This is a genomic window from Xanthomonas sp. LMC-A-07 (assembly GCF_030208825.1).
Lineage (GTDB): Bacteria > Pseudomonadota > Gammaproteobacteria > Xanthomonadales > Xanthomonadaceae > Xanthomonas > Xanthomonas campestris.
In genome coordinates this window covers 47,378-61,085 of record NZ_JARVTF010000001.1, presented here as the reverse complement: position 1 = coordinate 61,085, position 13,708 = coordinate 47,378, and the positions used below count along the sequence as shown (strand labels likewise).

Annotated in this window: 9 protein-coding genes; 5 read left to right on the top strand and 4 right to left on the bottom strand. The window is 66.5% G+C overall.

Translation table 11 applies throughout. From position 1 onward, the window contains the following. Window positions 1-24 precede the first annotated feature (24 nt). Both QRM89_RS00210 and xanA2 read right to left on the bottom strand, forming a co-directional pair. A complete protein-coding gene (locus QRM89_RS00210) occupies window positions 25-1,017 on the bottom strand; it encodes a restriction endonuclease (protein ID WP_285447016.1) in 993 nt (330 codons plus the stop codon). A gap of 331 nt (window positions 1,018-1,348) precedes the next feature. Next, on the bottom strand, window positions 1,349-2,692 hold the full coding sequence (gene xanA2 / locus QRM89_RS00205) for a xanthomonadin biosynthesis 3-hydroxybenozate--AMP ligase XanA2 (protein ID WP_285447015.1): 1,344 nt from the start codon (window positions 2,690-2,692) through the stop codon (window positions 1,349-1,351). A gap of 552 nt (window positions 2,693-3,244) precedes the next feature. On the opposite strand from xanA2, the gene QRM89_RS00200 reads away from it, so the two are divergent. The 4 genes from QRM89_RS00200 (at window position 3,245) to hemF (ending at window position 8,634) form a co-directional block, all read left to right on the top strand. Continuing rightward, window positions 3,245-5,617, top strand: coding sequence for a S9 family peptidase (locus tag QRM89_RS00200; RefSeq protein WP_285447014.1), 2,373 nt, complete (start codon window positions 3,245-3,247; stop codon window positions 5,615-5,617). Window positions 5,618-6,156: 539 nt separating this feature from the next. Next, window positions 6,157-6,867 carry a hypothetical protein gene (locus tag QRM89_RS00195; protein WP_014506145.1) on the top strand — a complete coding sequence of 237 codons (711 nt, stop codon included), beginning with the start codon at window positions 6,157-6,159 and terminating at the stop codon, window positions 6,865-6,867. Continuing rightward, the gene (locus QRM89_RS00190) at window positions 6,864-7,433 is read left to right on the top strand and encodes a hypothetical protein (RefSeq protein WP_285447013.1); all 570 of its coding nucleotides are present in this window, start codon (window positions 6,864-6,866) and stop codon (window positions 7,431-7,433) included. The genes QRM89_RS00195 and QRM89_RS00190 overlap by 4 nt, the downstream gene beginning before the upstream one ends. Window positions 7,434-7,734: 301 nt before the next feature. Further along, a complete protein-coding gene (gene hemF, locus QRM89_RS00185; protein WP_011039090.1) occupies window positions 7,735-8,634 on the top strand; it encodes an oxygen-dependent coproporphyrinogen oxidase in 900 nt (299 codons plus the stop codon). Between the two features lie 550 nt (window positions 8,635-9,184). Here hemF and polA read toward each other — a convergent pair. Continuing rightward, a complete protein-coding gene (polA, locus tag QRM89_RS00180; RefSeq protein WP_285447012.1) occupies window positions 9,185-11,986 on the bottom strand; it encodes a DNA polymerase I in 2,802 nt (933 codons plus the stop codon). 77 nt (window positions 11,987-12,063) lie between these two features. On the opposite strand from polA, the gene QRM89_RS00175 reads away from it, so the two are divergent. Beyond that, complete coding sequence (locus tag QRM89_RS00175; protein WP_011039092.1) at window positions 12,064-12,345, top strand: DUF2782 domain-containing protein; 282 nt, start codon at window positions 12,064-12,066, stop codon at window positions 12,343-12,345. A gap of 280 nt (window positions 12,346-12,625) precedes the next feature. On the opposite strand, the gene tssA is transcribed toward QRM89_RS00175, so the two are convergent. Continuing rightward, complete coding sequence (gene tssA, locus QRM89_RS00170) at window positions 12,626-13,663, bottom strand: type VI secretion system protein TssA (RefSeq protein WP_285447011.1); 1,038 nt, start codon at window positions 13,661-13,663, stop codon at window positions 12,626-12,628. Window positions 13,664-13,708 lie beyond the last annotated feature (45 nt).

The following is a 13,708-nucleotide window of genomic DNA, read 5'->3' as shown; positions in this document are numbered from 1 at the left end:
GCAATGGAAGTCCATACATGAATGTTAGGAATCACCCACGCCCATGCAGTACAGACCCCGCACCATGAGCGCTACTGGTGTAGGCGGCTCGCCATCTCCTAGCTCAAGCCAGTTGGAATCTACTTCATTCGGATCAAGTGCGCCGAGTTCGAACGCGTTCGTTATTAGGTGACCAGTTTGCACGTCCTGGAAGCCCCGGACTTTGGCTATAGGCATTTGGCCGAAAAAGCGCCTTCTCGACACGCGAAGTAGCGCCATGAGCTCGATTGGCACTACTTGGCCGTAGCCATTATCAATTCGCGCCACATCATCTACGCAGACCGGAACCTCGTGCTCGCCCGGCTCCATTGGAAATCTACCCAGATCCCAGTTCCTGGCAGCCACCTCCGCTATCGTGCCGATTGCTACGCCGCCATTATCCAAGAGCGCCACCGCACCAGTGTTGGATGGAATCTTGAGCGGAAGCGGCAGCGAGAATGATAGGCGCAGAGAGATTTGCACACTCCGGTAGTCGCAGATTGTGGGTAGCGACACTGAGCAACGCCATTTGTGTGGGTTTGTATCGACTGGCCGATACGTCTCGATTCCGTTGCTCGCTGCGAGTTGGAGCGCTGGCCTAGTGAAACCGCCTGGGCAGACAAGTACGCCCTTCGAGATGCGGGTGTCTTGAAGCAGAGACTGGAACTCGCCTACGACATTGACGTCCGCCGGGGTGCCATGATCCTTGCATTCGATGGCGATCTGGATCGGGAACTGTCCGACTTGAGCGCGAATGAGCACATCAATCTGGTGATCAGTGCCAGAGCTCCGTCCCGGCACTTTAACGTTGTGCAGGATAGTGCCTGCTGGTGAGAGACTCTGTTGAATCTCCGCCGCCAAGTGTTCTAGCTTTTTCCAGTCTGGCGTCGACATTGCTGTGAGCCCTAACACTTGAATTAAGCCGACTTGCAAAGCAACTTCGGCTTGAAATGAGTTGTAAGGAAGTAAGCAGTCGCGAAGGTTGGATGGTGCAACCATGCTCCCCAGCACTGCCGCCTGGGCCGAGTGTGCCACAGCTTGCCAGATGGAGCTTGCCCAGCGATGCCCCGGTGCGGGCTGCCACCGAAGACAAATGCAACACGCGCAGCGCGGCAATGACGTACGAGGGCAAAGCGCCGAACTTACCGCACCCAGCAACGGTGATGACGACTTCCCGAAGCCGACCGCATGCATGCCAGCGAACCGGCCGAAGCCGGACCCACCAACCGACGTGCTCCCCACGGCCTAACTCTGCGCGCATCCAGCGCCTCCAGTGAGCCATCAGCTCATCCGGCCGGCGTGAGCGAGCTGCAGACGGGCTTACCCAGCCTCACTCGCCCTTGAGCAACCCCAACACCAGATCGCGCGGGAGCTTGCCGGTTTCATTGCGTGGCAGGGCGGCGAGCTTGCGCAGGCGGCGCGGCAGGAAGACCGGGTCGAAGCTGCCGCGCAAGGCGGTGAGGATTTGTGCCTCGTCCAGGCTCGGGGCCACCACCAGCGCGGCGATGCGGCCCACCGATTGGCCGTGTTCCGGCGCGAGTTGCACGATGGTGCCGTCGACCACGCCCGGCACGGCGAGCAGGCGGCGGGTGAGATCTGCGAGCGAGGCGCGTTTGCCGGCGATTTCCAGCAGATCGGCCTGGCGGCCACGCACCTGGAAACGGCCATCGGCGGCCACGTCCATCATGTCGGCCAGCAGCACCGGGCTGGCCAGATGCGGCGCGTGCACCAAGGTGCCGGCGGCCTGCGATTCCAGACGCACGCCGGGCAGCGGCGTCCAGGCAGCTTCCACGGCGGTACGCCGCACCGCAAACACGCAGGTTTCGGTGGAACCGAACATCTCGCGCACTTCCCCGCCAAAGCGCGCTTCGGCGGCGGCCGCCACCTCCTGCGCCAGCGGTGCAGTGGCCGAGACGATGCCCACCAGCGGCGGCAGGTGCACGCCCGATTCGACCAGCGCGCGCAGATGCACCGGCGTGGTCACCAGCACGCGCGGCTCGGGAATCTCCGCAAGCGCACGCGCCACATCATCGGGGAAGAACGGACGGCCGGCATGCACCGCCAGTGCGGTGACCATCGGCAGCAGCACCGACAGCTCCATGCCGTACATGTGTTGCGGCGGCACGGTGGCCACCACGTGCGGCACCGCGTCGGTGTGCGCCCACAGGCTCTGCAACGCCACCAGATCCTGCCGCGTGCTGGTCAGGAAACTGCCCCAGGTCTTGGGATTGGGTTGCGGCGCGCCGGTGCTGCCGGAGGTGAAGCCGATCGCCACCAGGGCATCGTCGGCCAGCATCGGGACCGGGCCTTCCAGCCGCGGCAAGTCCGCCGGCAATTGCCAATAGCGCGGCGGCGCCAGTTCCAGCGCCAGATCGCCCAGGCAGTACGCATCGGCGTGGCGCGCCTGCACTTCGCCCACCACCGCCGGCGCGCGCGAAGACGGCAGCAGCGACACCTGCCCACGCACCGCGCAGGCGTAAAACGCCACCATGAAGCGATAGCGGTCCTCGCACAGGTTCACTGCGTGGCGGCCGTCGGGCAGCAACTGCGCCAGGCCATGCACGTGTGCGATGAAGGTGGCCAGGTCCACCGCCTGCCCATCGCGCCACGCCAACGGCCGGCCGGGTTCGCCAACGGCCAACGGATGGGACAGCGGAGTGGACGGACTGGGCATGGGCACCGGGGATCGCAAAAGCGCGCTAGCTTGGCGGCCCCCTGCGCTGCTGGCAAGTCGGGGCATTCCTGGCATTGGCTGATAGTCGGCGCTCATGACGGCGCGTGTTCGCGGCAATGTCGCTACTTCGCTGCTGTGTGCAGGGCGGCGTGGCACCGGAATGCGCGCGTGGGAAGCGTAGAGCGCTTGGCACACGCGCTGATAGGCGCCGCATAAATATGCACGCATCGCCGACGCGTGATTCGTGCAGCGATCGCGCGCTCGTCGCCGGATGAGCGTCAATGCAAGCGCTCTGCCGCTGGCCCACCGAAACACGCTGCGATCGTGAAACGCGGTTGATCGCCACAATTCCCAGCACAGGCGCTTGCTCAATCGCGGCCGCCTCGCACGACAACGCAGTCCGCAGCGCGGCTCTAGTCCAGCCTGCTTCAATTACAGCAATGGCCACCGATGACCCGCGTATAGACGCCATCACGCATGACCTGTGGCCCAGCCCCGTGCGGAAACGAACTGCTAGGCTTGCCCGCTCTTCTTGCGTTTCGATCCTGCCCGATGCCCAGACTGTTGCCGTTGTCCCTCCTGTTGCTGGCCGCCACTGCGCAGGCGCAGTCCACCGCACCGCTCACCATCGAACAGGTGATGGCCGACCCGGACTGGATCGGGCCGTCGGTCGAGCAGGCCTGGTGGCAATGGGACGGCAAGCAGGTGCAGTACCAGCTCAAGCGCGAAGGCAGCCCGGTGCGCGATACCTATCGCCAGCCCGCAGCGGGCGGCGCCGCCGCCGAGCGTGTGGCCGACACCGCGCGTGCGGGGCTGGATGCCGCCAACCCGAGCTACGACGCCGGCCGGCAACGCATGCTGTTTGCGCGCAACGGTGACATCTTCCTGCGCGATCTGCGCTCCGGGGCGCTGACCCAGCTGACCCGCAGCAACGAGGTCGAATCGCGCCCGCAATTCGCCAGCGATGGCGGTGCGATCTGGCGCGCCGGCAACAACTGGTACCACTGGCGTGCCGATGGCGGTACCGCGCAGGTGGCAGTGGTGAAGGCCGAGCGCGATCCCAACGCCGCGCCCAAGGCCGATGTGCTGCGCGAGCAGCAACTGGCCACCCTGGCCACCTTGCGCCGCGACCGCGAGCAACGCGAGGCGTTGCGCACCCAGGACGATGCCTGGCGCCGCGCCGACAGCACGCGCGCACCGGCACCGGTGTATCTGGGCGATGAGGTGGAGATCGTCGACAGCGCGCTGTCGCCGGATGGACGCCATCTGCTGGTGGTCACCCAGGCCAAGGGCGCCGACGAGGGCCAGGACGGCAAGATGCCCAAGTACGTCACCGAATCCGGCTACGAGGAATTCCAGGAAGTCCGCACCCGCGTTGGCCGCAATGCCCCGGTGGCGCACGCGCTGTGGCTGGTGGACGTGGCTGCCGGCAGTGCCAGAGCGCTGTCGTTCGACCCGTTGCCCGGCATCGCCACCGACCCGCTGGCCGCGCTGCGCAAGGCGGCCAAGAAAGATCCGCTCAAGGGCAACCGTGCCGTGCGCGTGGAAAGCGACGGCGATGGCAGCGGCCCGGCCGTGCACTGGAGCGATGACGGACGCAACGTGGCGGTGGAAATCCGCGCCGTGGACAACAAGGACCGCTGGATCGCCAGCGTGGATCTGGACGATGCCAAGCTGCAGCCGCGCCATCGCCTGAGCGACAGCGCCTGGATCAACTGGGGCTTCAACGAATTCGGCTGGCTGCCGGACAACCGCACGCTGTGGCTGCTGTCGGAAGAATCCGGCTATTCGCAGCTGTACACGGTGGAAGGCAATGGCAAGCCACGCCAGCGCACCCGCGGCACGTTCGAAGTGTCCGCACCGGTGCCCAGCGCCGATGGCAGCGGGATGTTCTTCCTGTGCAACCGGAAATGGCCGGGCGATTACGAGGTGTGCAAGCTGGATCTGCGCACCGATCAGCTCAGCGAAGTCACCGCGCTCGACGGCGTGGAAGATTTCAGCCTGTCGCCGAACGGCCAGCAGGTGCTGGTGCGCTATTCCGGCAGCTACCTGCCCCCGCAGCTGGCGGTGGTGCCGGCCGCTGGCGGCCAGGCCACGGTGCTCACCGACACGCGCACCCCTGCATTCAAGGCGCAGCCGTGGATTGCGCCGCAATACGTGCAGGTGCCTTCAACGCACGGCGCCGGAACGGTGTGGGGCAAGTACTACGGCCCGCAGCATCCCGAGCCCGGCAAGCAGTACCCGATCGTGATGTTCGTGCACGGCGCCGGCTACCTGCAGAACGTGTCGGCGCGCTACACGCCGTATTTCCGCGAGCAGATGTTCCATAACCTGCTGGTGCAGCAGGGCTACATCGTGCTGGATCTGGACTACCGCGCCTCCGAAGGTTACGGGCGCGACTGGCGCACCGCGATCTATCGCAACATGGGCCATCCGGAACTGGAAGACTATCTGGACGGCCTGCAGTGGCTGGTCGACACCAAGCAGGGCGATCGCGCGCGTGCGGGCATCTACGGCGGCTCCTACGGCGGTTTCATGACCTACATGGCGCTGTTCCGCAGCCCGGGCACGTTCAAGGCCGGCGCCGCGCTGCGGCCGGTCGGCGACTGGATGCAGTACAACCACGAGTACACCTCCAACATCCTCAACACCCCCGACCTCGACCCGCAGGCCTACAAGACCTCCTCGCCGATCAACTATGCCGACGGCTTGCGCGACCATCTGTTGATTGCGCACGGCATGATCGACGACAACGTGTTCTTCAAGGACTCGGTCGACATGACCCAGAAGCTGGTCGAGCTGCACAAGGACAACTGGCAGGTGGCGCCGTATCCGCTGGAGCGCCACGGCTTCACGCGGGCTGATTCGTGGCTGGATGAGTACAAGCGCATCCTCAAGCTGTTCAACGAACAGGTGAAGCCGTAACGGCAGCGGTCTTGCCAGGGCGATGCGTCGTGCATCGCCATGGCGTGGAGGTAATGCCGGCATTGCGTTCGCCGCCCTCCACGCTGGTGATGTTATGCAGGTACGACCGCCAGCGCGCGTGATTTTGGGTAATTGCATGTGTGGCGGCCTATCGGCACCGGCGTACTTGCCAGTGTCCGAATGATCCGATTGCTAAGTTAGGAGCGCACCTGGGCGCGACGGGACTTCCCGGTAACGCCTCATGGCGCCCAAGTGCGCTCCTACGATGGGATGCTGCGGCTAAGGGGAACACGCGAGATCGGCTGCCAGCGCTGCGTCGACCGATGATCGGAGCAGCGTATGCCGACCACGTGTGCGCGCACGGCAGTGACGCTGTAACGCACTCACCCCACCCTACGTGTCACGCCTTAAGCTTGGTGCAGGATCGGCAGCAGGCGTGCGTGTATGCGCCCCGTGCGCCGGTCCGCTGCCTGACCGGTGCGCCACCGGCCGTGCGGCGGCGCCATCCACTCCTCAATCGGCGCGTAGAAGGAATCGCGATGGGCCTGTGGGACCGTTTGTTTGGACGCAAGACCCCGGCGACACCGCCGCCCGCTGCAGCGCAAGCCGCGCCCGCCGCTGCCGCGGATGTAGACGCCGCTGCCGACATCGATCCACAGCTGCAGCCCGCGCTGGCGCTGTTCCAGCAGGGCGATCACGTCGGTGCGTACAACGCCGCAGTGGCGCATCTGGACGTCGGTGCCGATGCGCACCGCCTGTGCGCGATCTCGCTGAGCGCCCTGGGTCGGTACCACGAAGCGTTTCCGCATTGGCTGGCGTTGTTCGAGGTGGAGCAGAGCGCGCACAACGCGCTGCAACTGGCCACCACCTCGGTGATGTGCAACGAGATCGACCGCGGCGAAGCCTGGCTGATGAAGTTCGACCAGTTGAACGAGCAGGAACGCGCCACCTCGCCGGCCACCGCACGTACCAATTTCCTCAGCGCGCTGACCCAGGCCGGCCACGGCGAGCATGCATTGCCGCACCTGGAATGGCTGCGCGAAGCGTATGCCGGCATGTCGATCACCGATGGGCATTTCCTGTTCGTCCGCGGGCTGCCGTTCTTCGAAACGTTTCTGGAGCGCAGCACACCACTGTTGCGCGTCTGCCTGCCCGCCGATGCGCTGGCCGACTGGTATCTGCAGATGCAGCCGGCGCTGGATGCACCGGGCCAGGCGGCAGTGGCCGCGCACGTCGCCTCACTGCAATGAACCGCACGCTGGCACCGGCAACGCGCGGCGGGTTCGTCACGCCAATGGCGTGGGTGTCGCTGCTGCTGGGCGTGGCCAGCGCGCTGACCAACCTGCTGCAGATCCTGCTGATCGTGCTGGTTCCCGGCTCCACCGCGCTGCCACTGCCCCCGGGAATGCGCATGCCCGCCTCCTGGCAATGGCTGATCGACCATGCGGTGAGCCTGTCGGTGCTGGGCGTGGTGCTGTCGGTGGCCTTCGCCTGGATGAGCTGGGCCTTGCTGCAGCGGCGTGAGTGGGCGCGGATCGGCTTCGTGCTGGTGCTGGTGATCACCGGGCTGCTCAATTTCGGGGGCTTGGCCCTGATCGGGCCGCTGTTCGATGGCCTGCAGTCGATGCTGCCGGCAGACATCCTGCACAGCCCGGAGTGGCCGCAGATGCAGGCGCGCCTGCAGACCACGCGGCTGATGGCGCTGCTGCTCACCGGCCTCGGTGCGCTGGTGATCGCGCTGTTTCAGTGCGCCCTGGCGTGGCGGCTGTGCGCGCCTGCGGTACGCGCGGAGTTTGCGGCCTCGCCACGGGGCTGATCGTTCGCCTGGAATCATGGCTGGGAGCGGTTGTCTTCAATCGAAGAGACCTCGCGTGCGTGGCGCCCGCGCCGCCTGCGAGGCACGCTGTCGATCCAGCCCGGAAAAAGCCTTTCGCGACCGCCCTGCCGCCCAAGCCCCTGCGCGCAGTTGGCACTGCACCTCCACGGTGGATCGGGCGTTGTGGCGACGACCTGGCTGCCCTGCATGCGAACGACCAGACGACCCACCGCGTCGCACCGCGACACCTTGGCGCGTGTGCGAAATGCACGCAGCGCGGTGCACCGCTTAGAATCGAGGCATGAACGAATTCGACCGTGTACGTGACTATCTGACCGATCTGCAGGACCGCATCTGCGCCGCCGTGGAAGCCATCGATGGCAAGGCGCGCTTTGCCGAGGACTTGTGGCAGCGCGCGGAAGGCGGCGGTGGGCGCACCCGCATCCTGCGCGACGGTGCCGTGTTCGAACAGGCCGGCATCGGCTTCTCCGACGTGTCCGGCGCGCGGCTGCCGCCCTCGGCCAGCGCGCATCGGCCCGAGCTGGCGGGCGCCACCTGGCGTGCCTGCGGGGTGTCGCTGGTGTTCCACCCGCACAATCCGCACATCCCGACCACGCACGCCAACGTGCGCTACTTCCGCGCCGAGCGCGATGGCGAGATGGTGGCGGCCTGGTTCGGCGGCGGCTTCGACCTGACCCCGTTCTACCCGGTCGACGAAGACGTGATGCACTGGCACCGCACCGCACAGGCGCTATGCGCGCCGTTTGGCGAGGAGCGTTACGCCGCGCACAAGCGCTGGTGCGACGAGTACTTCTTCCTGCGCCACCGCAACGAGACCCGCGGCGTGGGCGGGCTGTTCTTCGACGACCTGGGCCAGGACTTCGAACGCGACTTCGCCTACCAGCGCGCGGTCGGGGACGGTTTCCTGGACGCCTACCTGCCGATCGTCGAACGCCGCAAGGACACGCCCTACGGCGAGGCTGAGCGCGCCTTCCAGCTGTACCGGCGTGGCCGCTACGTGGAGTTCAACCTGGTCTACGACCGCGGCACCCTGTTCGGGCTGCAGAGCGGTGGCCGCGCCGAGAGCATCCTGATGAGCCTGCCGCCGCAGGTGCGCTGGGAATATGGATTCCAGCCGCAACCGGGAAGCGCCGAGGCACGTCTGGCTGATTATTTGATTCCGCGCGATTGGCTCGGCTGAATGTCCAAACGCGTCACCGATGAAACACAGTGTTGATTCACGGATTAAATCGGCCCTATTTAAATTTGTGATTGCGGACGAAACCAGGTCGCCCCGTCATTCGATGAACTGGTTATGTTGCGCTGCACGCAGTGACGCGTGCACTGTGGCTCTCAGCACGCTCACTAAAAGCGCCGAAGAGTGCCATCCGCCACCGCCGCTACGCTGTAGGCCCGAGGCCGATTCACCGCTGTAGCACTGCGGCATACATGGCCTGCGTGAGAAATCGCAGGCAATAAAAAGCCCCGCAGACCAGGGGGAGGTCGGCGGGGCCAGGGAACGGAAACTTGGGGAGGAGTTTCCGCTCCGAGATCTGCTCCAGGGGATGGGAGAGATCTGCCGACAGGCGTTGCGCCCGTCGAGGGATATAACACCATTTTCTACATTGATGGATCGTGAAGATCGCCGTTAAGAATTTGTAGAATTTAGCGGTTATTCAGTGCTGCGGCGCGGTGCGAGTTTCTGAATATTCTGATCTGCGTATTCAGCATACGAGGCATGCGCTGCACCATCAATGCGCCTCGTCCCAGTTATCGCCCACGCCAGAATCGACCACCAGCGGCACGCGCAGGCTGGCGGCCGCGGACATGCGCGCGGTGACCTCGGCCAGCAGCGTGTCGACGAAGTCGGCGTCGGCCTCGAACACCAGTTCGTCGTGCACCTGCAGGATCATCAGGGCGCGCTGCGCGTGATCGGCAATCCAGCCATCCACGCTGACCATGGCGCGCTTGATGATGTCGGCGGCGGTGCCCTGCATCGGCGCGTTGATGGCCGCGCGCTCGGCGCCGGCGCGTTGGCCCTGGCTGCCGGCGTTGATGAAGTCCAGATACAGCCGGCGGCCGAACACGGTTTCCACGTAGCCCTTGTCGCGGGCCTGCTGGCGAGTGGTTTCCATGAAATCGCGCACGCCCGGGTAACGGCTAAAGTACAGCGCGATGTAATCCTGCGCCTCGCCACGGCCGATGCCGAGCTGGCGGGCAAGACCAAACGCGCTCATGCCGTACATCAGGCCGAAGTTGATCGCCTTGGCGGCGCGGCGCTCGTCAGCGCTGACGGTGTCGATGGTGCGGCCGAACACCTCGGCGGCGGTGGCGCGGTGCACGTCGGCGCCGGACTCGAACGCACCGACCAGGCCGGGATCGCCGGACAGGTGGGCCATGATGCGCAGTTCGATCTGCGAGTAATCGCAGGCGATCAGCTTGCGCCCGGCCGGGGCGACGAAGGCGCGGCGGATGCGGCGGCCGTCTTCGGTGCGGATCGGGATGTTCTGCAGGTTGGGATCGGACGAGGACAGCCGCCCGGTGGCCGCGCCGGCCTGGTGGTAGCTGGTGTGCACGCGCCCGGACTGCGGGTGGATCATCTCCGGCAGCTTGTCGGTGTAGGTGCTGCGCAGCTTGGTCAGGCCGCGGTATTCCAGGATCACCCGCGGCAGCTCGTGCTGGTCGGCGATGGCTTCCAGCGCCTCTTCGTTGGTCGAAGGCTGGCCCTTGGGCGTCTTGACCACGGCGGGCAGCTTGAGCTCGTCGAACAGCAGCGCCTGCAGCTGCTTGGGCGAATCCAGGTTGAAGCTGCGCCCGGCCAGCTCGGTGGCCTTCTGCTGGGCGGCGAGCATGCGCTTGGACAGGTCCGCGCTCTGGCGGCGCAGTTCGGCCGCGTCCACGCACACGCCGTTGGCTTCGATGCGCGCCAGCACTTCCACCAGCGGCATCTCGATGTCGCGGTAGACCTGCTCCAGGCCCGGCTCGGCGGCCAGCCTGGGGCCGAGCACCTGGTGCAGGCGCAGGGTGATGTCGGCATCTTCGGCGGCGTAGCGGGTGGCGTCGTCCAGGCTGATCTGGGCGAACGGGATCTGCTTGGCGCCCTTGCCGCAGACGTCCTCGTACTTGACCGTGTCGTAGCCCAGGTAGCGCTTGGCCAGGCTGTCCATGTCGTGGCGGGCGCTGCCGGAATTGAGCACGAAGCTCTCCAGCAGGGTGTCGTCGCTGTAGCCGGCCAGGGCGATGCCGTGGCGGCGCATCACGTGCAGGTCGTACTTGCCGTGCTGGCCGAGCTTGCGCACCGCAGGGTCGGTGAGCAGCGGCGCCAGCTGCGCCAGCGCCTGGGCACGGTCGAGCTGGGCCGGGGCGCCGGGGAAGTTGTGGCCGAACGGCAGATACGCCGCCTGGCCGGGCTCGGCGGCCACGCTCAGGCCGATCAGGTCGGCCTGCAGCGGGTCCAGGCTGTCTGTTTCGGTATCGAAGGCGAACTGGCCGGCGGCGCGCAGGCGCGCGATCCAGCTGTCGAGCTGTTCCTGGGTCAGGATGGTCTCGTACTGGCCGGGCGCCGACAGCGCGGGGTCCACTTCCATCGGGGCGCTGACCGGGCCGGACACGAAGCCGGTGCCGCGCGCGCGGCCGGGTTCGGTGCGGGCGCTGGCGGCGGCGGCTCCCAACGGCATCGGTTCGGTCAGCAGGCCGGCCTGGGCGGCTGCACCGCCGAGTTCGCGCAGTGCCTGGGTGAAGCCGTAGCGTGCGTACAGCACCGCCAGCGTTTCGGCGTTGGGCTCGCGCAGGTCCAGCGCGCGCGGGCCGCTGGCCAGGGTCACGTCGGTCTTGATGGTGACCAGTTCGCGGTTGAGCGGCAGCCGTGGCAATGCGGCGCGCAGGTTGTCGCCGATCTTGCCCTTGATCTTGCCGGCGTTGGCGATCACCCCATCGAGCGAGTCGTATTCGGCCAGCCATTTGGCGGCAGTCTTGGGGCCGCACTTCTCCACGCCGGGCACGTTGTCCACGGTGTCGCCCATCAGCGCCAGCAGGTCGACGATCTGGTCGGGGCGCACGCCGAACTTGGCGATCACCGCCTCGTCCGAATCCATGCGGCTGCCGCTCATGGTGTTGACCAGTTCGATGCCCGGGCGGACCAGCTGGGCAAAGTCCTTGTCGCCGGTGGAGATGGTGACGCTCAAGCCATCGCTGGCACCTTGCAGCGCCAGCGTGCCGATCACGTCATCCGCTTCCACGCCGTCGATGCGCAGGATGTCGATGCCCAGCGCATGCACGATGTCGCACATCGGCTGCACCTGCGCACGCAAGTCGTCGGGCATCGACGGGCGGTTGGCCTTGTAGTCGGCATACAAGTCATCACGAAATGTCTTGCCGGGCGCATCCACCACGAACGCCACATAGGCCGGGCGTTCCTTCAAGGTCGCACGCAGCATGTTGACCACGCCGAACAACGCACCGGTGGGCTCGCCCTGGGCATTGGTCAGCGGCGGAAGCGCGTGGAACGCGCGATACAGGTAACTGGACCCGTCGATCAGGACTAATCTGCTCATGCCGTAATTCTACGCTGCACGCCCACGCCACACCCGGCCAGCGCATACTCGGTGACGACCTCACACGGACCATCACGATGAAGAGAGCAAGTCTTTTGCTGTTGCCGCTGCTGCTGCTCGGCGGCTGCGCCACCACCGGCGGCGGCGGCGATGTGCCGGCCAATGCGGATGTCACCAGCAAGACCATGGGCAACGGCGACAAGGTCGACGAATACCGCGTCAACGGGCAGCTGGAAATGGTGCGCGTGACCCCCGCACGTGGCGCGCCGTACTTCCTCTACGACCGTGACCATGACGGCCATACCGACGCCGAACGTGACAAGGTCAACAAGACGTATTGGCAGTTGTATAGCTGGTGATTGGGGAGCGGTGATTGAGGAGCGGTGATTCGGGATTCGGGATTGGGGATTCGCTAGGCGAAGAGCTCAGCGATTGCGTCGCCCGGTGCTTGTTTGGTGCGTCCTGATGGCGTCAAACGGTTTAGCAGCTGCGGGCCAAACGGGCCCGCAGGTTTCGGTGCGACGAAGCACTGAAGCAGGCATGCTGGGCGAGCGGGTCCGGCAATCCTGCAGCGCCCGGCGAGCGGCTGGTAGCGCCGCTACTGTGCCCTGCGGCAGCCGACAGTGGTGAGCATATTGCTCAGCTGTTCTCCAGCGGGCCGGTGACGCGTTGCAGTTCATCGATCCCGCCTGGCGCCAGTTCCTTCATCAGCGCCAGGAAGTCGCAGCCAACCAGTCGCTGCGCGCGCCGCAACAACATCGGCACCGGGCTGGACGGTTCGTTGCGGGCGTAATAGGCGCAGATCTCCTCCAGCCGCCGCATGACATCGTCCGGGCCGGCGATTTCCCCAGTGCGACGCGCCGGGCTGCCCGCAGCGGTGGCAGTGTCATCGCCTGAATGCTCGGTGGCGTCGGCGGCCTCTCCCATGCCCTGGCGCGCCTGCCAGTGCGGCAGCACGAAGCGCTCCAGATCGCGCAGGTCGGCCAGCAGCGGACGCAGGTCCGGCGCGGCGGTGCCGAGCTGTTCGGTGAGCAAGGCATCGATCGCCCGTGCGGTGGCGGCGGCGTCGGTAATCGCCTTGGCCGAGGCCGCCAGCGTGTCGAGCGGGCAATCCAGGCAGCAGGCTTCGATCTCGGCCAGGCTGGGCACGGCCTGCCCTTCGGCCAGCTTGAGGCTGCCGTTGGCAGCGCGCAGGTCACGCAGGCTGAAGCGGCCCAGCCGCGGCGACTGCACGAACGCAGTGGTGCGCAATGCGCCGAGCAGGCCCATTGGGTCGCTCAGGCCCACCAGCGCGTTGACCCGCGCGGTGGGGTCGTTGTCGTCGTCGGCATCCAGTTGCGGGTGCACGCTGTCCCAGTGCTGGCCGAGCAGGCCGTGGATCAGCGCCAGGGCGTCTGCCCAGCCGGGCAGGCCGCGCAGCCGTAGCCAGGCGGCGCCGAGCTTGCTGGCGATGCGCAGGTCGCGGCTGCGCCGGCTCAACTCCAGCGCCAGCGTCTGCACTTTTTCCCAATCCGGCTCCTCGGCGGCGATCACGCTGTCGCCGAGCGTGCGTTCCGGGCGGATGGCCGATTCGCGCTCCAGGCGCAGGAAATCCGGGTCGTACTCCAGGTCCGGGCCGGCCGGCGCGTCATCGCCAACCGGTGCCAGCAGGGGGTCCAGCGCACTGTCGTCTTGCATGGCACAGGCTCCATCGAAGAGCCGCCGCGCACGGGCGGCGGCGGG